The 19,359-nt window shown below is 53.8% G+C and carries 23 protein-coding genes; 16 read left to right on the top strand and 7 right to left on the bottom strand.

Features of this window, described 5'->3' with window-relative positions; translation table 11 throughout:
- Window positions 1-171: 171 nt before the first annotated feature.
- From COMA2_RS19730 to COMA2_RS06985, 3 genes are all read right to left on the bottom strand, one after another.
- Window positions 172-384 carry a HepT-like ribonuclease domain-containing protein gene (locus COMA2_RS19730; protein WP_139077152.1) on the bottom strand — a complete coding sequence of 71 codons (213 nt, stop codon included), beginning with the start codon at window positions 382-384 and terminating at the stop codon, window positions 172-174.
- The gene (locus tag COMA2_RS06990) at window positions 385-657 is read right to left on the bottom strand and encodes a nucleotidyltransferase family protein (protein ID WP_217490658.1); all 273 of its coding nucleotides are present in this window, start codon (window positions 655-657) and stop codon (window positions 385-387) included.
- Window positions 658-864: 207 nt separating this feature from the next.
- Window positions 865-1,083 carry an RHS repeat domain-containing protein gene (locus COMA2_RS06985; RefSeq protein WP_175304441.1) on the bottom strand — a complete coding sequence of 73 codons (219 nt, stop codon included), beginning with the start codon at window positions 1,081-1,083 and terminating at the stop codon, window positions 865-867.
- 58 nt (window positions 1,084-1,141) lie between these two features.
- On the opposite strand from COMA2_RS06985, the gene COMA2_RS06980 reads away from it, so the two are divergent.
- Window positions 1,142-2,110: an integrase core domain-containing protein gene (locus COMA2_RS06980; protein WP_175304440.1), complete on the top strand. Its 969-nt coding sequence runs from the start codon at window positions 1,142-1,144 to the stop codon at window positions 2,108-2,110.
- Window positions 2,111-2,426: 316 nt separating this feature from the next.
- On the opposite strand, the gene COMA2_RS06975 is transcribed toward COMA2_RS06980, so the two are convergent.
- The 4 genes from COMA2_RS06975 to COMA2_RS06960 are packed head-to-tail and all read right to left on the bottom strand — an operon-like array spanning window position 2,427 to window position 5,507.
- The gene (locus COMA2_RS06975) at window positions 2,427-3,065 is read right to left on the bottom strand and encodes a hypothetical protein (RefSeq protein WP_090895877.1); all 639 of its coding nucleotides are present in this window, start codon (window positions 3,063-3,065) and stop codon (window positions 2,427-2,429) included.
- 28 nt (window positions 3,066-3,093) lie between these two features.
- Window positions 3,094-3,732, bottom strand: a complete 639-nt coding sequence (locus tag COMA2_RS06970; RefSeq protein ID WP_090895875.1) for a L,D-transpeptidase — start codon at window positions 3,730-3,732, stop codon at window positions 3,094-3,096.
- Window positions 3,733-3,741: 9 nt separating this feature from the next.
- On the bottom strand, window positions 3,742-4,887 hold the full coding sequence (locus COMA2_RS06965; protein ID WP_090895874.1) for a L,D-transpeptidase family protein: 1,146 nt from the start codon (window positions 4,885-4,887) through the stop codon (window positions 3,742-3,744).
- Between the two features lie 8 nt (window positions 4,888-4,895).
- Window positions 4,896-5,507: a hypothetical protein gene (locus COMA2_RS06960; protein WP_090895872.1), complete on the bottom strand. Its 612-nt coding sequence runs from the start codon at window positions 5,505-5,507 to the stop codon at window positions 4,896-4,898.
- 482 nt (window positions 5,508-5,989) lie between these two features.
- Between COMA2_RS06960 and rpmH the strand changes: the two genes are divergently transcribed.
- The 15 genes from rpmH to COMA2_RS06885 all read left to right on the top strand — a co-directional run bounded on the left by rpmH (window position 5,990) and on the right by COMA2_RS06885 (window position 19,341).
- Complete coding sequence (rpmH, locus tag COMA2_RS06955) at window positions 5,990-6,127, top strand: 50S ribosomal protein L34 (RefSeq protein ID WP_090895870.1); 138 nt, start codon at window positions 5,990-5,992, stop codon at window positions 6,125-6,127.
- Window positions 6,128-6,238: 111 nt separating this feature from the next.
- Complete coding sequence (gene rnpA, locus COMA2_RS21285; protein WP_090895868.1) at window positions 6,239-6,637, top strand: ribonuclease P protein component; 399 nt, start codon at window positions 6,239-6,241, stop codon at window positions 6,635-6,637.
- Window position 6,638: 1 nt separating this feature from the next.
- Complete coding sequence (yidD, locus tag COMA2_RS06945) at window positions 6,639-6,848, top strand: membrane protein insertion efficiency factor YidD (protein WP_090895866.1); 210 nt, start codon at window positions 6,639-6,641, stop codon at window positions 6,846-6,848.
- Between the two features lie 38 nt (window positions 6,849-6,886).
- Entirely contained in the window at window positions 6,887-8,578 is a 1,692-nt protein-coding gene (yidC, locus tag COMA2_RS06940) for a membrane protein insertase YidC (RefSeq protein WP_090895864.1), read from the top strand.
- Window positions 8,579-8,629: 51 nt separating this feature from the next.
- Complete coding sequence (mnmE, locus tag COMA2_RS06935; protein ID WP_090895862.1) at window positions 8,630-10,078, top strand: tRNA uridine-5-carboxymethylaminomethyl(34) synthesis GTPase MnmE; 1,449 nt, start codon at window positions 8,630-8,632, stop codon at window positions 10,076-10,078.
- Window positions 10,079-10,086: 8 nt separating this feature from the next.
- A complete protein-coding gene (gene mnmG, locus COMA2_RS06930; protein WP_090895919.1) occupies window positions 10,087-11,979 on the top strand; it encodes a tRNA uridine-5-carboxymethylaminomethyl(34) synthesis enzyme MnmG in 1,893 nt (630 codons plus the stop codon).
- Window positions 11,980-12,039: 60 nt separating this feature from the next.
- Window positions 12,040-12,684 carry a 16S rRNA (guanine(527)-N(7))-methyltransferase RsmG gene (gene rsmG, locus COMA2_RS06925; protein WP_175304438.1) on the top strand — a complete coding sequence of 215 codons (645 nt, stop codon included), beginning with the start codon at window positions 12,040-12,042 and terminating at the stop codon, window positions 12,682-12,684.
- Between the two features lie 53 nt (window positions 12,685-12,737).
- Window positions 12,738-13,514 (top strand): ParA family protein, encoded by a 777-nt coding sequence (locus COMA2_RS06920; protein WP_090895859.1) that lies wholly within the window; start codon window positions 12,738-12,740, stop codon window positions 13,512-13,514.
- Window positions 13,492-14,340 (top strand): ParB/RepB/Spo0J family partition protein, encoded by an 849-nt coding sequence (locus COMA2_RS06915; RefSeq protein WP_090895857.1) that lies wholly within the window; start codon window positions 13,492-13,494, stop codon window positions 14,338-14,340. Before COMA2_RS06920 ends, COMA2_RS06915 begins: the two co-directional genes overlap by 23 nt.
- A gap of 172 nt (window positions 14,341-14,512) precedes the next feature.
- Complete coding sequence (locus tag COMA2_RS06910) at window positions 14,513-15,007, top strand: bactofilin family protein (protein WP_090895855.1); 495 nt, start codon at window positions 14,513-14,515, stop codon at window positions 15,005-15,007.
- 131 nt (window positions 15,008-15,138) lie between these two features.
- Window positions 15,139-15,585, top strand: coding sequence for a bactofilin family protein (locus COMA2_RS06905; protein ID WP_090895854.1), 447 nt, complete (start codon window positions 15,139-15,141; stop codon window positions 15,583-15,585).
- Window positions 15,586-15,621: 36 nt separating this feature from the next.
- On the top strand, window positions 15,622-16,704 hold the full coding sequence (gene mnmA / locus COMA2_RS06900; protein WP_090895852.1) for a tRNA 2-thiouridine(34) synthase MnmA: 1,083 nt from the start codon (window positions 15,622-15,624) through the stop codon (window positions 16,702-16,704).
- A gap of 143 nt (window positions 16,705-16,847) precedes the next feature.
- The gene (tatA, locus tag COMA2_RS20900; protein ID WP_090895850.1) at window positions 16,848-17,132 is read left to right on the top strand and encodes a twin-arginine translocase TatA/TatE family subunit; all 285 of its coding nucleotides are present in this window, start codon (window positions 16,848-16,850) and stop codon (window positions 17,130-17,132) included.
- A gap of 72 nt (window positions 17,133-17,204) precedes the next feature.
- Window positions 17,205-17,504: a Sec-independent protein translocase subunit TatA/TatB gene (locus tag COMA2_RS06890; protein WP_090895848.1), complete on the top strand. Its 300-nt coding sequence runs from the start codon at window positions 17,205-17,207 to the stop codon at window positions 17,502-17,504.
- A 121-nt stretch (window positions 17,505-17,625) separates the two neighbouring features.
- The gene (locus COMA2_RS06885; RefSeq protein ID WP_245630907.1) at window positions 17,626-19,341 is read left to right on the top strand and encodes an alginate export family protein; all 1,716 of its coding nucleotides are present in this window, start codon (window positions 17,626-17,628) and stop codon (window positions 19,339-19,341) included.
- Window positions 19,342-19,359: the final 18 nt, after the last annotated feature.

Here is a 19,359-nt window from a genome sequence, read left to right as displayed (position 1 = left end):
CAGCCCAGGTCGCTGTAGATGTGTTAGGCTTGGTCAGTGATCATCTGTGTGGAGACGAACACACTGAGCATCAGCACGCAGGTCACAAGCGACAAGACTTTGGTCAACGTCATCTGCTTCATCCCCAGTCTTTTATCTCTGATGAGAAGTCCCTTTCCCTGCTAGAACCCATTACGTCAGAGCATGCACCCGAAGTGCTGCCTGCCCACTTTTCTTCTCTCTGATCGCATTCTTTTTCGTCTGGGTGCTGCGAGCCTTCTTGGATTCCTGTTTCAAGACTTTGGCGATCTGTAACTGCAAGCGAGGAATATCCGTTTGAAGGGTCTTCCAAAGCACCTGATAGTTCACACCGAAGTATTCATGGATTAGCTTGTCGCTTACCAATCACAGACCCACAACCTCTTTGAGGATCTGCCGTCCGATCATGGGCTTAAGGGTGTTCTTCATCACAAGATCCACTTTGACTCTCAGAAGTACGGACAGACGATCTTCAAGCTCGATGAACTCGAACAGGCTTGGTTCCTGCGTGAATTCCACCAGAAGATCGAGGTCGCTGTCGTGCTTTTGGGTACCGTGAATATAAGAGCCGAACACACCAAGCGAGTGGATGTGGTATTGCTTCCGAAGCACCGGCAACTGCCGACGTAGCAGGGTCAAGTAGCGGCTCAGAGACCGACCGGTCTTGAATGTCGATCGTGACCTATGTGCAAGGGATATCTGAGGCACTACGTGCGTTCCTGGAGACAGCCTACGAGTCAGCTTCTTGTATGTCAACCATTGCGCAGTGTCGGGGTCGTCACCACATTCCGGACGAGGATGCCGGGATTGCTCGTGGCCAGCGACGCCCCGGTCAGATCGTGCCGGTCAGGGAGACATTGATGGAGGCCCCCGCATTGCCGGGGTTCGCGGGGTAAAGGCCGTGATCGTCGGCGCGCCGACACCACCGGTATTGCGCGTGATGGACAGCAGATTGCCGACGGCGTCATACGTATACGTCGCGACATTCCCCTGCCCGTCGATCATCTGCGACAGCCGACCCAGGTCGTCGTAGATGTATTGGGCTTGATCGGCGATGGTCGGCACTGGCTGCAGCAGTGTGAGGCCGAGCGCCATGGTAAAGAAACACCGAAGCCACTGTGCTATGTACTCGTCATCACATTGCCATCCGTTCGTTCATCCACGAGATCGCGCGAGGACTATGCTGCTGCAGGGGCTGCGCTGGTTCGTTCGATGGTGTAGTGGGCTGTGGCACTGGCTGCGTCGACGGAGACAGCCTCGACCACGGACCTCCTGGTCCAGTCCCCGCACCGGCGGCCCTACCGACCGGCCCCATGCGCCGCCCAAACCGCGCTGGGTGCGAGACGAGATCGTTCGGCTCAAAGCCCTCATGCCCCATGCAGGCTGCCGCACGATCATGCACACCTTCAACCGGCGATTCGCGGTCCGTCGGCAGATGACCGTCGGCAAAACCTACGTCGCCGACACCATGCGCCGCCAGCAGTACACCATCCTGTACCTGCGCCGAAAACTGAAGCATCGCGTGCCACGTCCGGTGCCGCGCAATCTCATCTGGGGGATGGACTTGCTGACCAAGACTGATACGCCTGGTCGCCCGCATCTGGCGCTGGCGATCATCGATCATGCCAGCAGGGCCTGCTTGTGCGTCCAGCGACTGACGGACAAATCGTCGTGGACGATCTGGCACCATTTCGTCACCGCGTGTCGTCCGTATGGCTGCCCGAGCATGCTGCGCACCAACAACGAAGCGGTGTTTACGTCGCGGGCTCTCCGCTTCGCACTGCACCTCCTGGGCATTCGCCTGCAACACAGCGAGCCGGGCTGCCCGTGGAAGAACGGCCGCGTCGAGCGGCTGATCGGCCCGATCAAACGATTGTTGCGGCACCATACGATCAACGATGCCACTTCGCTCGACCGGGCGCTGGTGCACACACGGGCGGTCTACAATCACCTCCGGCCCCACCAGCATCTTCATGGTCGCACCCCCGCCGAAGTCTGGGCCGGGGTCGATGTGTTCATGTCCACCCGCAAGAGCCGACGCTGGCTGCGACGGTGGGAACGGTCAGTGGGAGCGAGTCATAGTCCGGGGTAGAGCGACCGAGGAGAATGCATGGCGAGCCAGCCGTCCGCACGGTGCACCATCGCTGGTGGGGTAGACTGTGTCCTCAGCCGAGTGGATGTCGATGATTGGAGAAAAAATGGTCCTGCGCACCGATTTTCTGTACATGTCACCGATTCCAAAATCTCTCATCCGGCCGTCTCAGCCGGGCCATTCGCCCCAAAACCCTTACAACTCTTGGTGCCGCCCCATCGCGGACACGCGGACGGGACACCTGGCTGTTGAAGGTCCGGACTGTCGTGTTCTTCTCCAGAAACGTACTCATGCCCGTTGCCTATGCGTAAGTTACCTACTTATCGGCTGGCCGGCGAATGACTACAGCCATGCCATCGACGAGAGACCAGGCCAAGGATTGTGCATGGTCGACCGAGAGGGTTAATTGCAGGTGAGAATGAGATGTCGACGATGAATCAGCGAAAAGGCTTTTCGCCCAACCGCGCACATTTCGCCATGCCGCTTTTCCCAGTAAGCCGGCACTTTGAAGAAGACTGTCGCCAGCGATCGACGGAATCACCGTGACCCTCAGGGAGGGGTTGAAGGACAGCACATAGTCGGTCGGCATGTCGGCAAGAGAAATAGGCTCCTGCTCGACCCCTGCACCCGGTTCGATCTTCCGTCTGACCACGGAAGGTCGCGCCACTAAGCGGTGAGTCCCTTTCAGATCCTCCCGTGATTCGGCGGACCACGTCATGATGGGAATTTGGTGCAGGCCGATTCCACGCCCCTTGATGTGAATCGTGTTGGTACCCAAATCAATCAACAGATAGGTTTGCGGGCGAGCCGCCAGCTTGAGTTCTTCCTCCAGGACGCGCGCAGCCTCTTTCAATTCATGGGGGTTATTAAGATTCAGGTCGGGAAAGACTTCGAGATCTTTTCCCCAACTTGGTGCGGTGAAGGCGAGCAGGAGAAGGATGGCGCAGAGATTCATGGGTAATATCTGCGCGCTCTTGAGAAGATCAAAAGATCATGATCGGTGTCCCGACTCGAGCGAGCGTGTAGACACCTTTAAGATCGTTGTCATTGAGCCGAATACATCCATGCGTCACGTTTTTTCCCAACAAACGAGTATAGAGCGTGCCATGGATAAAATAGCCTTTGCCGAATCCCAATGCGTATTCGCCGAGCACCCCCGGTTCGGCGCGGTCGGCGGCATTTTGCGGCACCGCGAGTCCTTCTTCAATAAATGCCCAATCAGGCTTGATCCACGTGGGATTGGTCAATTTCGACTTGACGAGAAACTCTCCGCGCGGCGTATCGAAGACCCACTGATTGTTTCCTTCGCCAGGCTTGTCAAGAATGACTCCGCTCCCGGTCGAGGCAATGGCATCGAGCACCACTTTTTCTTGATGCTTCACATAGAGTCGGTTCCTGGCCGTATCGACCAAGATGTAGGGCTGATTCGGTATGAGCTGGGCCAGCTGCTTGGAAAGCGTCTTATAGCGATCTTGTAACGGACGCAGACTGGTCTTGTCCTGGACGGGGGATGGGTGAACCACCGCGGTCTCAACGGGCGCTATGCGTTTCGTCGTCAGGGCAGTCACGACCAGTAGGAGAAGCAAGACGCCCGCTGATGTGGCAAGTAGGAGTCGGCCCATAGTCTATACTCAGATTTGACTTCTCCGCTGCGCAAGTTCCGATAAGGCCACAGCCACCGCGTTCCCCTTGGTCAAGGCGCCGACGATCGTGACCGGTGTCCCGACAGAGACACCTTCGAACAGAACCGCCATATTCGGATTGTCGAGCATGATACACCCAAGAGTCTGAGCCAACAGTTCATTGTCGGCTCCATGGATCTCGATTTGGCCGCCGATGCCTTTGGCCGGATTGATCCTTCCCAACTTCTTTGCATAGTTGAATCGGTGCCGATCTTCGGCATTGGGATAATCCAGAGCCAAGGCCCGGTAAAATTGCGTTTGCCCTTGACCACGCTTATCCGTCACACGATACCGACCTTCCGGAGTCGCTCCGTCCCCCTGGACTTGCTTTTCCAGCATGCCATTGAAGCCCAACCGGACGGGATATGATAGCACCTTCCGTCCACTCTTGTAGAGCGTCAATTCTCGGTCGGCCTTGCTCACCACGATGGCCGTTGAGTGGTGAAGGCGTGACCAATCGATGGTCTGCCTGGCCAAGGCCTGCCAATGGGCGATTCGGCTCTCGTCGGCATATCGTCCCAATTCTTGAGTGAGCAATGCCGTTTGGGCCTGGAGAGCGTGCTCCGCTTTCTCCGCCGCTTGCATAGCTCGCTGGAAGTCTTTTTGTTCGAAGAAAGTGCGGGCTTGTTTCACCAAAAGATCCGTGTGAACGACTCTTTCTCCTAGGAGGATGCGTCCATCGATCAATCCGATTCTCGATGTAATGGCGTGGAGCTGTTCTTCAAGGCGAGCCACCGTGGCCTGTGTCGTACGGTGCTGGGAGGTTTGTCGCTCATGGAGCTTGGAGACCGTGCGTTCGCCCGCGAGGTACAGCCGGCGGAGTTCGTTTTCGAGATCGCTCTCTTCCCATGGCCATCTGATCAGATCATCGTCCAATTGGACGCGGGCTTTCAGAGAGACCCATTGGCGAACAAACTGTCCATACTCTTCAGCCGCAGCTTCAGGAGCCCGCAATGCGATCAAGTCCTGATCAATGGTTTCAAGCGCGGCCAGGAGGTCCGGCGGAACAGCTTGAACACATCCAGCCAAGCAGAGGACGCAGAAGATCGCGGCAAGCGTCGCATGTGTCTGGGTATGTGTCCGGTCAATCGCCATGCCGTACGTTACTTTTTCTTCGCAGGCCTTCCTTTTCCCACTTTCGCGAGCGCATGCTGTATTTCCGCTGACACGCCTTGGCTCATGTCGTGAATGGCTTTCGCCTGGGTTTGCGCGGCGGGATAATCTTCTTTGTCGATCGATGCCTGAACCTGTTTCAGTAACGACTTTAGTCCTTCTACGTCGTTCCGGATGGCCTCCACCGCGGCGCGATCTTTTCCAACCGGCGCCCTGGCGACCAAATCTTGCGTTGCTTTCACTGCCTCTTCGGCAACTTGTTGAGCTTGTAAGGCTGCGGCCTTAGCTTCTTCCTTTTTTTGTGTTGCGGCTGTCTTGATCCGTTCACTATCGGCTTTGGCCGAGGCGGACAGCTGTTGGGCCTTGCCGTAGTCTCGAAAGAGGGTGAATTTTTCATCCTGATCGGTGACTTCTTTCCGCAATGCGGCCAGGGTACCTTCCAGCTTGGCGTACTCATCAGCGCTATAGGTGGCCGCGCCGCTTTCCTGTGCATCTTTGAGAGCCTTTTCCGCTTCCTGGATCTGCTGGGTGGGAGGCTCCGCACATCCAGTGATCACAATGAGAGTCAAGGCAAGAGAGACTAGGGATGCTTTTCTCAACATAACGAAGAATCCTCCTTACAGGTTCTATCCATAAAAAATTATAGACTTCGGTCAATCCAGCTGTTCCTGCATCCATCCTTACGTAACAATGCCTGATACGTCACCGGTGCTACCTCTTGAATACTATAGAGATTATTTGACGATAGACGCATCAGCTTACCAGAGTGCGGCCTTCCCGCATACTAGCACGTCAAAAATATCCAGCAAGCTCAGTGCCACGGATACTGGGGGTTGCATGATTTAAATTCTCTTTATTTCGAATAGTTATGATGACTGCGGTCATTTCATAATATTGGTTTTGTGGCATTCTGGTGGCCGAATGCAAAAGCGCCTCAATAACTGGGGAGGTTTAGGGACGGGATTGAAGACGCGTGTGCCCACGATATTTGGAGGCAGCTGAAATTGACAGGCCCAAATGCCTCCCCTATAATTCACCGTTCATTTAAACTGACTATTCAAAGCGAGGAAACGGAAAGGGGACCATGTCTTTTACATCTCAACAACCGTCCAACTTAAAAAAGAAACGTGAGCACGGGTTTAGAAAACGTATGAGCACCAAGAACGGACGTAAGGTGCTGGCCCGCCGGAGGGCTAAGGGACGAGCTCGGTTGACTGTCTAGGCACATCGGGTCGGATCGGCAGGTGTCTTCGGGTCGCTCTCCAAGTCTCTCGCGTTGCTGTTGAGCGTGCGCTCACCTACCACCTAGAGTCTTCTCCGGGATCATGAACGAATGGGATGCGGCGAAGAAACACCTCCTTGTCCAATGACGCCCAACACGCACAGAGGCGATGGCATTTTCTTGCGCAGCAGCCGGGATATTCAGATCGTCAAACAACATGGTCGCCGAATGTCAACCGGTCTCTTCAATCTCTTGGCGTACAAGATGGACGATGCCCCGAGTCGGGTCGGAATTATCGTGGGAAAGCGATTTGGGAATGCAGTTCGACGCAATCGGGCGAAACGAGTCTTTCGTGAACTAGTCAGGCAGTTATATCCGGACTTGGTTGCAGGCCGAGGACTTCTCGTGTTTCCAAAGCGCGATGCGCTCTTGCAATCCCGTGAGGGGTTGGTCCAAGCGTGGAGGACATCGCTAGAGCGCCTGCATCTTCTTCGATCAAGGGCTTGCTGATATGCGATCACTCTGTCTCGGGCTGATCCAAGGATACCGCATGGTGATTTCCCCTTTGTACGGTCGCACCTGTAGATTCGACCCCAGTTGTTCCCAATACGCCTCGGATGCGATCACTAAATATGGAGTATTGCAGGGGGTCGGCTTAGCCATTCTCCGACTTTTAAAATGTCACCCCTTCCATCCCGGTGGAGAAGACCCAGTCAAGTAGAGACGATCACATCTTTTTAAAGAAAGCATAGCCTCTTCATGGAAAAGCGCGTCATCGTGTTCTTGGTACTCTCTCTTGGGATTATCTTCGGGTACGAGTACCTGCTCAAAGAGCTGGGCCTGCTGCCTGAACCGACTATATCGGAACAGGCCGAGCCTTCCGCGAGCGATACGCCCCCTTCGAACACAAGCGCTGGATCTCCAGCCTCCAGCGCTCCCGCGACCAAGGAACCTGCGTCGCCGTCACACTCGGGTGGGGACGTTCGGGTTCAAGAGCCACGTGGAGAAGCTCCCGCACCGGAATTCATCGAGGTGGAGACGGATCTCTATCGGGCTAAATTCACGACCCGTGGGGCCGCGCTGACGAGTTGGGAACTTAAACGCTATCGTAACAGTTCCGATGAAAAGTCCCTCGTGCAACTCGTACGACAGCGCGGCAAATTTGCCGAGCCCTTGACGATCACGGTGGAGGACACCTCTCGTTCTAAAGAACTAAACGAAGGGATCTATAAGGTCGAAAAGGACTTTACGACCTTGGACCAGGACCACCCCACGGGCCATATAACTTTTTCTTACAGCAATCCAGCGACTGGCGTATGGCTGCAAAAACGTCTGATGTTTCACATCGAGAGCTATGTTGTCGACATCGTACTGAAATCCAACGGGCTCGGAGAAGCAGTGAAACTGGGATTGGGAACGAATTTTGGGGTTGTGGATTGGGGAGAAGGGTTTATCGGTTCTGTGGGAGCCGCCTCGCTTATTGACGATAAGATTGAACACGACATGCCGGAATCCGAGGCTGAGCACAAAGGCTCTGTGAAGTGGGTCGCGCTACAGGATAAGTACTTCATTTCAGCGCTCATTCCAAAGACTGGTGCGTCCGCTTGGCCCAAGAAGCAAGGAGAAAAACTTGTATCCACGGCGATTCGCTTGCCGATCGATCCCTCCGGAGCACCTCTCGAACTCCAACTATTTGCCGGCCCCAAGGAATTTGACACGCTCCAGAATCTGCAAGTTAGACTCGAGGATACCATCGATTTTGGATGGTTCCTGTTCGGGAGCTGGGACACGGTCAGGGCCGTGGCCAAGCCCATCTTCTACGTCCTGCGGTATATCAATGATTACACGCATAATTATGGACTGACGATCATCCTCCTCACCGTCATCATCAAGCTCCTGTTTGTTCCCCTGCAATACAAAAGTTACACGTCGATGAAAAAAATGCAGGGAATCCAGCCGAAAGTGGCGGCTGTCCAAGAAAAATTCAAGGACGATCGTGACCGCTTGAACAAGGAGCTGATCAAGCTGTACCGAGATCACAAAGTCAATCCCGTGGGTGGCTGTCTTCCGATGTTATTGCAGATGCCGGTATTCGTGTCGCTGTTCAATATTCTGTACATGACGATCGATTTGCGCCAAGCGCCGTTGGGGTTGTGGATCACCGATCTGTCGCTTCAGGATCCCTACTACATTCTGCCGATCATCATGGGAATCAGCATGATGGTGATGCAAAAGATTCAACCGACGACCATGGATCCGACTCAAGCAAAAATGATGTTGATGTTGCCGGTGGCCATGACATTCCTGTTCGTCAATTTTCCTGCCGGCCTCGTGTTGTATTGGTTGACCAATAACGTGCTCACGATCGTGCAACAGTTCGTCACGGATCATTTTTTCTTTCGCGCTCCCGCCGTCACACCGACGACGGACGAACAAGGCGGCAAGAACTGATGCTCCGCCGGTTTCGCTTGATATGACTGATCCTCCCAAACCTGTGTGAACATGCCGACCTTTGGAGCGCCCGAGGATACGATTTGTGCGGTGGCCACTCCAGCCGGTGAAGGCGGTATTGGGATCGTTCGGATCAGCGGGCCCCATGCCGTTGACATCGCGAGCCGCGTTGTTCATTTACGATCGGAGAAATCGCTTCGCACGCTCGCTTCTCACACACTGTACCTGGCTGATGTTCTCTTTCCGCCTGCTCTTTCATTCGGTAGCCATTCAGGCTCTCAGGCCAGTCATTCGACCGAGCAGATAATCGACGAAGGCCTGGTGGTCTATATGAAGGCTCCTCGATCGTTTACAGCGGAGGACGTGGTGGAGATCCACTGCCACGGAAATGGGCTGGTCCTGCAACGAGTCTGTCAGGCCTGCATCGTCGCCGGAGCCCGGCTCGCACAACCAGGAGAATTTACCAAACGAGCCTTCTTGAACGGCCGCCTGGATTTGTCTCAGGCTGAGGCTGTGCTGGATACCATCAGAGCCACGTCGGAACTTAGTCTCAAGTTGGCACAGCGCCAGCTCCGCGGCGAACTTGCGCAGCAAGTCCATCGACTACGCAGTGATCTCGTCAGGCTATTGGCCCATCTCGAAGCAGGAATCGACTTCGCGGAGGAAGATATTACGTTCGTTCGACGCGAGGAGATGACGGCGTCCTTCCAGCAGGCATTGGATCATATTCGGCGGATGTTAGCGACTGCCGAGACTGGACGAGTCCTGCGCGAGGGAGTTCGCACGGTGATCGTCGGGGAGCCCAATGTCGGCAAGTCGAGTTTGCTGAATTGCTTACTCCGTGAGAATCGAGCGATTGTGACCGACATTCCCGGCACAACTCGTGACATTATCGAAGAGTCGATCGTCTGGTTTGGTCTGCGACTCACGTTCATGGATACCGCTGGGCTGCGTGATACAACTGACCCCGTTGAACTGGAAGGTATCCGTAGGTCCATGGAAGCTCAAGAACAGGCGGATATAGTCTTGCATGTCTTGGATGCCGCTCGGCTGACACCGGACCTTGATGACCTTCGTCTCCTCCCCCTTCGTCCTGAAAGCTTAGTGTTGCTGAATAAGATCGATCTGATCGATGCTGCATTAGTGCCGGCGCTAATCGACGCACTTCACGCTCGCACCCAGCGGAAGGTGGTGCCCATTTCCATTCAAACGGGCGAGGGGCTTGAAGCCTTGAAATGTGCCATTCAATCACAATTTGTGAAACCAGCTTTCGAATCCGGTGAAGGTGTCGTTATCACTCATGTTCGGCATCAAGGGGCACTTGAGCGCGCCGCGGCGTCGCTCGAAGACGCGCTCGTCTCCGTCCAACGGGGCATAGAGCCCGAGTTTGTGGCGGTCGATCTCCGTGGGGCATCTGACGCCTTAGGCGAGATTGTCGGAACCATTACGTCCGACGAAGTGTTGAATGAGATTTTTTCTGAGTTTTGTATTGGGAAATGAAGGAACCAATGGCGACTGTATTTGACGTCATCGTGGTGGGCGGCGGTCACGCTGGGTGCGAAGCTGCCTTGGCTGCTGCGCGAATGGGTTCGAAAACCTTACTCCTGACGATGGAGCTCAGCCGAATCGCACAGATGTCGTGCAACCCTGCCGTCGGTGGGATCGCGAAGGGACACCTCGTGAAGGAAATCGATGCGCTCGGCGGCGAGATGGGGCGAAACACAGATCGCGCCGGAATTCAATTTCGATTCATCAACACGAGCAAAGGACCCGCAGTGCGGGCATTACGAGCCCAATGCGACAAGTCGCTCTACCGCATGGCCATGCAGGAGACGCTCGCCTCGCAGGAGCATCTGACCCTAACGGAAGGAGTCGTGGATCGACTGCTCGTAGCCGGAGGTACGGTCACCGGGATTGTGACGGGCTCGGGTGAAACGATCGAAGCCAAGGCAGTCATATTGACTTCAGGTACTTTCCTTAAGGGTCTTATCCATATCGGGCTTAACCATTTCCCGGCTGGTCGCGCCGGTGAAGCTTCAGCCGAACACCTATCGGATTGCATGCGGGATCTTGGGTTTGAAGTCGGACGGCTCAAGACCGGGACTCCTCCCCGATTGGACAAGGCGACGATTGATTTCTCCACGATGATTCCTCAGCCCGGTGATTCCCCTCCCCCTCCTTTTTCCTATCGAACTCGGCACATCACGACGAGACAAGTTCTCTGCCATTTGACCTATACCAGCCCAGCGACACACGACATCATTCAAAGGAATCTCGACCGCTCGCCGCTTTACAGCGGCATTATCGAATCTACCGGACCTCGATATTGTCCCTCCATCGAGGATAAGGTTGTCCGTTTCGCTGAGAAGGAACGGCACCAGATCTTTATTGAGCCCGAAGGCCTGGACTCGATCGAATTTTATCCGAACGGTATTTCAACCAGCCTGCCTGTAGATGTCCAAACCGCTATGCTGAAAACCATTCGTGGGTTAGAGCAGGCCAAAATACTCAAACCTGGCTATGCAATTGAGTACGATTACTTCCCACCTCGCCAGCTTTACCGAACACTCGAAACAAAACAAGTCGCTGGCCTCTATCACGCCGGACAAATCAATGGGACTTCCGGATATGAAGAAGCGGCGGCGCAGGGTTTGGTGGCCGGCATTAATGCCGTTCTGAAGATGCGGGAGAAACCTCCTCTCACCCTCGACCGATCACAAGCCTATATCGGAGTACTCATCGATGATCTCATTACGAAAGATGCTTACGAACCATATCGAATGTTCACGTCGCGAGCTGAGTATCGGTTGCTTCTCCGCCACAACAACGCAGACCTTCGACTTATGCCCATTGGATACGAGATTGGTCTGATTTCAGATGAAACGTACGCGAGGTTCTTGCGGAAGAAACGTCTGATCGAGATGGAGATCGAGCACCTGAATACCGTTAGACCGTCATTCACCGAAGAAGTCCGTCTGCAAACCAAAGGCACCTATCTCGAAAATGCCTCATCTGCCATGACCATGGCACAACTTCTTCGCCGACAGGAAGCGAGTTATTACGAACTCCTAGGAGCTTTTAGAATGCCGACCATTCCAGAGATGGAAATTGGGGAGGAAGTCGAACTCCAGATCAAGTACGAAGGCTATGTACGTCGGCAGATCCAGCAAGTGGAGAAATTTAAGAAGCTTGAACAGAAATCGATTCCTTATGCGTTTGATTACAATTCTGTTCCAGGTTTTTCCAGAGAGGTTAGAGAGAAGTTCATGAGCGTAAGACCTGAGACGGTTGGCCAGGCATCAAGAATATCTGGAGTAACTCCAGCTGCCATATCATTACTTCTAGTCGCGATAGAAAAGAACAGGCGTCAGCTCCCTCCCATGCATCAAGTAGTTTCATGAAATCAGATCCGGCCAACCTTTCCTATTGACCTCTATCAAGTATCAGCGTAATTGTTCCACGTGGAACAATCGCCTTCGTCGCTGTTGCAAAAAAGTTCTGCTGAAATTGGTATTCCACTCAGTACCGACCAGGTGCAACAGTTCATACTGTACCTTGAACAGCTTCAACTCTGGAATCGATCAATCAATCTCACCAGCATTACTTTAAATGACGAGATTATCATCAAACACTTTGTAGACTCTCTCGCCGCACTCCGAGCTGAAGATATCAAGGTTGGAGCCAGACTGCTTGATGTCGGTACAGGAGCGGGTTTTCCAGGAATTCCTTTAAAAATTGCGAGATTAGACTTAAATCTGACTCTCGTTGAGCCAGTGGTAAAGAAAGTCTCCTTCCTTCGCTTTCTCATTGGCCTTCTTAGACTACCAAATGTTGACATATTCAATGGCACTCTAGAGAGATTCATAAACGAACATTTGCCATATGAACTGTTTGACTACATGACCACTCGTGCATTGAAACAGGACTTTATTTTGAAAGACGGCAGGAAACTCCTTCGACAAGGAGGAAAAGCCATTCTCTACTCGTCACAACCGATCGATCGATCTGATCTTTCATCCGACTGGTTATTAGTTGGTGAATACTCATTTCAACTTCAGAAAGACTATGGACAGAGAATTGTTTCTATCGTTATACCTTCGGTCTGAAAAAAATACCCTTGCTGTTCCACGTGGAACAATTCTTCTGTAGGAGCTTTTCAATGGGAAAGGTCGTTGCAGTTGCAAATCAAAAAGGCGGAGTTGGTAAGACGACTACGGCGATAAATCTATCATCCGCTATTGCCTTAGAAGGGAAAACTGTTTTACTCATTGATATGGACCCCCAGGGAAATGCCACCAGTGGCCTTGGCATTGATCATGGGACATTAAAGAGCACGACGTACAGTTGCCTTGCTAAAACCAGTACGATTCAAGAATCTTCAATAGAAACATCAGTTTCAGGACTTTCACTCCTGCCAGCCAATGCGGATCTTGCTGGAGCTGAAGTTGAACTTGTCACTATTGAGGGCCGTGAAAGTCATCTCAAGTCCATCATTAGTGAGATCAGAGAAGTCTATGATTATATTTTTCTAGATTGCCCTCCGGCCCTTGGAATCCTCACCATTAATGCTCTTACCGCCGCAGATTCTGTTCTCATACCAGTTCAATGCGAATATTATGCAATGGAAGGTCTGACCAGACTCATTAGGAGCATCGATCTTGTCCGTCAATCGTTTAACTCACGCCTCGACCTGGAGGGAATCGTCCTGACGATGTTCGACTCTCGTAATAGCTTAGCCAGACAGGTAGCAGAACAAGTACGCTCTCACTTCATTGATAAGGTGTATCACGCTGTCATCCCCCGTAACGTCTCGCTCGCCGAAGCTCCGAGTTACGGCCGACCCGGAATTTTGTACAACGTAGCATCGGCTGGCTCGCAATCTTACGTACATTTAGCTAAGGAGTTTATTGCCAATGGAGAAAAAAGCTCTCGGTAAAGGTCTTGGTGCTCTCCTCCCATCCTCCAGGGTGAGCCCCCCTACTGAGCCGACCGATGTCCAAAGGATACGGATCGACACTATTGTCCCCAATCGCTATCAACCGCGACACACCTTCCCGCCGGACGAACTCGCTGAACTGACGGCTTCCATCAAGGAGAGCGGCGTGCTTCAGCCGATTATGGTCCGCCGCAAGGGGGACGGCATGTATGAACTGATCTCTGGAGAGCGTCGGTGGCGCGCATCAAAAGAAGCCGGTCTCGAGACCATTCCCGTTATCATTCGCAATTGCAGTGATCAAGAATCACTCTTGTTGGCATTGGTTGAAAATCTCCAACGCGAAGACCTGAATCCCATGGAGACTGCACGCGCCTATTCGCGCATGATGAATGAGTTCGGCCTCACACAAGACGCCATCGCCGCGAAGGTCGGTCGTGATCGCTCTTCCGTGGCGAACTTCGTTCGATTGATCCATCTTCATCCTGAACTCCAGGAACTCGTCCAAGGAGGCACTCTGACAACGGGTCATGCGAAAGCTCTCCTCGGCCTTTCATCCCCGGAAGACCAGTTGAAGATCGGCAAAATGGTAGCGTCCGGAGCTCTGTCGGTCAGAGAGACAGAAAGACTCGTAGAGCTCTCCCTTGCAGGAAAGAAGCGGCAGCCCAAAGCGTCTCCCAGTTCCCCATGGGCGGACCTCGAAGCCAGATTACAGAAACGCTTAGGCACGAAAGTAACGATCCACTCTCAAGACCAAGGAGGGAAGATCGTCATTCATTATTTTTCCCCTGCCGAACTTGACGGCATTGTGGAAACTCTGCTCAGCTAAGTGGCATCGTGTCTCGGTACCCGCACACGCCCCTAAATGGGTTCTCGTTGGCGTTTCCCACCTAGATGGCCGCTAAATATTTCGGCGGACCCGACCGATATATCCTTTAACGATACGGACTCCGCCCTTCGGTCGGACTCCCCTAGCCCAAATCGTGAGAGGAGGCGAGCATATGTGGAAGGACAAACAAGACGGCAGGCGTTCCGACGAGGTTGACATTGAAGGCAATGGATCGAGCCTTGAACCTATGCGGCACGAACCCGGCCAAGATGTCAGCGCGTTCGTCGGCAAGGGCGTCGTGTTCAAGGGCACAATCACCTATAACGGAACCGTACGGATTGATGGGACTCTTGACGGAGAAATCCATACCGATGGCATCCTGCTGGTCGGCGAAGAAGCCGTCATCACAGCGAAAGTGACGGCCGGCACGATCGTCTGTAAGGGAAAAATTACAGGGGATATTCACGCCCGAGATAAAATGAAGCTGCGAGCACCTGCGATCATCAACGGTGGAGTCACCACGCCGATGCTGTCCATGGAAGAAGGCGTCCTCTTCAACGGTACCTTGGAGATGGAACACGCCGACTCCACATCCCAACGTGACACCACCCATCTCCGTGCGGTTGGAATATCGGATGAACCCGCCATCCGGAGGGTTCCCGCCTAGAGCATGTGATACACTAGACGACACAGAGAGGGGAGGATCTTCTCGCTGAATAAGCCCCTCTCTCCTGTCCAATCCCACTTGCGTCAGGACGCCGCTTCCTCGGTTTTGGTCACAAGGAGCAAGGACAACTGATGTGGGCCCTAGGCGAAAAAAGCGCTCAGGACACCAGCGACAGTGATAATTTCACCTTCCTCGGAAAGGGAGTCGATTTCAAGGGTGTTCTCAACTTTGATGGGACCATCCGCATCGACGGACGCGTTGAAGGGGAAGTTCATACCACCGGGACTCTCATTATCGGAGAGCAGGCGGTTATCAAAGGCATTCTTTCCGCCGGCACCCTCATGACCAGCGGCAAGGTCAACGGCACCGTCACCGCCACGACCAAAATTCAAATCCTTAAGCCCGGAGTGCTCATCGGCGACATTCGTACACCAGGCATTTCGATCGAAGATGGCGCGCACTTCCATGGCATGTGCGATATGGGAGCTCATAAGTGGGTCGATGAGAGCCAACCCTCATCCAAGAACGTTCACGATTTAGCATCCCATCGAGGCAAGACTCGCGTGGTAGACCTCTAGCCCTTTGTCGACTCCTCCCGGTACAATGTCGGTCCAATGACTCGCCCAACCGTCCTCCTCGGTATGAGCGGTGGAGTGGACAGCTCTGTCGCAGCCTCATTGCTCGTACACCAAGGCTACGAGGTGCACGGCATTACCCTCCAGGTATGGGAACACGAGGACGAAACCGCGGCAACATCGAAAAAATGGCAGGAACGGAGCTGCTGTAAGGTCGGCATCGCCAAGCACGTCGCCAAACTTCTTCACATCTCGCACGAAGTCATCGATACGCGCGACATCTTTCAGAAAGGAGTCATCGATGACTTTCTCCACGGCTATACGACCGGCACCACACCCAATCCATGTGTCCGCTGTAACGAGAGAGTGAAGCTTCGGGGCCTCATCGATCTCGCCGCCGCCCGCAACATCAACTACGTAGCGACCGGCCATTATGCCCGTCTCCAAAACTATGAGGACACTCGGGTTCTGGCACGGGCAACCGATGAGCGCAAGGATCAAACCTACTTTCTCTACCGCCTCAATCCTCACTGGCTGCCCAAGCTCCTCTTCCCTCTTGGCCACCTGACAAAATCGGAGGTCTGGAGAGAAGCCGAGGTCTTAGGGCTCCCAGCCGACGAGCTGAAGGAAAGTCAGGAGATCTGCTTTGTCACTCAAGGAGACTACCGTACCTTCATCGAGAAGGAGCTTCCCGAGGCCAAACAACCAGGCCTTTTTATCAATGAGATGGGGCAACCTCTTGGTCGCCACGACGGCATTGCGTTCTATACACCCGGCCAACGACGTGGCCTTGGTATAGCGACAGGCCAACGGCTCTATGTTCAACAGGTACGCCCAGAGAGCAATAGCGTCGTGCTCGGACCGGAAGAATCCCTCAACAGACAAGAATGTACGGTAAGCGATCTCAATCTCTTTGCAGCCCGTTTATTGGAAAAACCGGCGGAGGTTCAGGTCAAAGTCCGCTACGCGACTCCCCCGTCACCAGCCATTCTGTCGCCGGCCACCTCCTCGAGCATCCGCATTCGGTTCCAGGTGCCTCAACGGGCGCTCAGTCCAGGCCAATCCGCCGTCTTCTATGATGGCGACCATGTCCTCGGCGGAGGAATTATCCAACCGTTCTAACTCCACTCAATCGCTCTGTTCTTCTTGACTTGTCCTGCAATCTTCCTATAGCCTTCGCAACGACGGGTGCAGAGGAGCAATCTCTCTATGTCCGGGACCGCTGCAGTTGAGGTCCAAACTCATCACCTTCTTTTGAGGTCCTGATGTTCGGGTCATTTGGGTGGATGGAATTACTGCTGATTTTGATCATTGTCTTGATCATTTTCGGCGCAGGTAAACTTCCTCAATTGGGCGAAGGCCTCGGTAAGGCTATCAAAGGCTTCAAGAAGTCTGTGCATGAAGCCGATGCCATCGACGTCACACCGGCCGAACAGTCTCAGCAGGCCCAGCCACAGGCAACTCCGTCAAATCAGGTCGGCGCTCAATCAGACGCCTCACCATCGCCCGCTTCCCAATCGACGCAGTCGGGCCAGGTGAAACAAGGGTAAACGGGCCTGAGTGCGCTGTGCCGACGAGACAGCGAAATATTAACGGCAGTACCTTTGCCAGCACCGTGACGCATGTTTGGATTGGGAGCCAGCGAGATCTTAATTATTCTGGTGATCGCCTTTCTCCTATTTGGTCCCAAACAACTTCCTGAAGTCGGACGGCAAGTCGGGAAGGCCATCAAAGGCTTTAAAGATACAGCTGAAGATCTTCGCAAGTCCGTGGAGCCGGAACTGAATATGATTCAGCAAGAAGTCAAGATGGTCGAACAGGACCTTCAAGCTTCCTTGAAAGAAGCCGAAGAAGAAATTACGGCCGCAGGTACCCCTCCGGAGGAGGCTCCCGCATCCATCAGCAAGTCGGGTCAGATGTAAACTAACCGCACATGATCAATGCAGTGATTTCACAAAGAGGACACGGGCTACAGAAATTCCCCGCTATTTCCCCTCTCATGCTGAGAGACCTGCGGACATCGACCTAATTCTTTTTCAGAGCATGGCTACCCTAGAGACGACTCCTGAGCCTCGAGTTCAGGGACAGTGGCGGACGGTCTTCCTCGCGGTCATGACGGCGGCGGTCGGACTCATGGCGTCGTCCAGTCCAGCCCAAAGCGCCTTCGAATTACCACCGGGTGAAAAGATTACCAATCCGATCGTGATCGGCCGCGGTATCCCTCAAAAGGAAGCCTACGAACCGTTCGACCCCAGAATCGGTAGGAACTTTGATCTTCGCAATCTGTGGATGCGCGCCGACCTTCGCGTCCGGCCTGAATACCGCAACAATGTCTGTTTCGGCGGCGGGATCGGAGCGGCTGGACAATGTAATGCCCCGGGTATTGCTCCCAACAGCCTGATCGGCAAAGCCAACGATCAATTTGTCCAGCAGATGACCCGACTGGGGATCGGCTACGATCTGTCCCCCGATGTCAATTTTTACCTCGAACTTATTGATTCTCGCACCTGGGGTGGAAACGGAACGCCGGTCGGCGCCGGAGGCGCGGGGAATAACGGAGATCCCATTATCCATACATGCGGCTCGACACCCAGTCAGGGTGGACGGCCAGTCTGCTCACTGGGCATACGAGCCGGTTACATGTTGATCCGCAATTTTGCCGGGATACAGGGCTTGGGGCTAAAAGCGGGTCGTCAATATCTCGTTTTCGGGGACCAAAGTTTGTTCGGCCACTTCGATTGGGCCAACACAGGTTTCTCCTTCGACGGGGTCATGGTGCAGTATAGCCACAGCATCATGGATACCCATGCCGGATGGTTTCGGACAGCGGAAACAGACCTCTTACAAGGGGCGGCCCTCGGGAGCGGAAACCCGAATATCGGGGGGACCGGTCAAGCAAGAAACGCGGCTGGGGATGCAGATCTCTTTATCTTGTACAACCAGATCAAAGCGGTCCCAGGGTTCTTGATTGAACCATTCTATGCCTATTACAAGAGCAACCTCGGCGGTGGAGACATTTCTTCCCAAGGGCTGGGCACCCCAAAGCACGGCAATCAAACCCGCCATACCGTCGGAACACGTGTGGCCATGAAAAAAGGCTATTTCGATGCTTCCAGCGAAGTGGTCTATCAGTTCGGCCAGATGGGGGACACAGCTGCCAGTGCCAGCGCCCTCTGTGGCGACCCTGGAGGAGAGGGGAAATGCCTTCACATCAATGCGTGGGCGACGAGAAACTGGATCGGGTATACGGCCTTCAATCTACCGGGCAAACCACGTATCGCCTTCAATTTCGACTATGCCTCCGGCGACGGCCGAGCGAATTGTACTCTCAACGCTGCCTACGGCGATTGTAAGACCGCCAACACCTTCGAAAACTTCTTCCCGACGAATCACATTCACATGGGATACATGGATGTCATAGCGTGGAAGAACATGATGAGCTTCTCAGGCAACTTCCAGGCACGCCTGACCAAAGACGACCACATCGAACTCTGGTACACCAACATCCACCTTGCGAACGCTCGCGACAATTGGTATCGCGCAAGCCAGGGTGTCTATGTCTTCTCGCGGCCGGACAACACCGCGACCCATATCGGTGACGAAGTCGATGTCGTCTGGACCCATTTCTTTATGAACGGAATGGTCGCCTTTCAAGGCGGGTATGGTCACCTGTTCCCTGGTCCGTATATTTCACACAATTTGGGACGCCGGGACGTCGGACAAGATTGGGCCTATGTCCAACTCTGGATAAACTTCTAGCAGGCTCAGGCTATTGAA

Source organism: Candidatus Nitrospira nitrificans (genome assembly GCF_001458775.1).
Lineage (GTDB): Bacteria > Nitrospirota > Nitrospiria > Nitrospirales > Nitrospiraceae > Nitrospira_D > Nitrospira_D nitrificans.
Note: the sequence above shows the minus strand (reverse complement) of the source record. Positions and strands in the feature narration are given on the sequence as shown.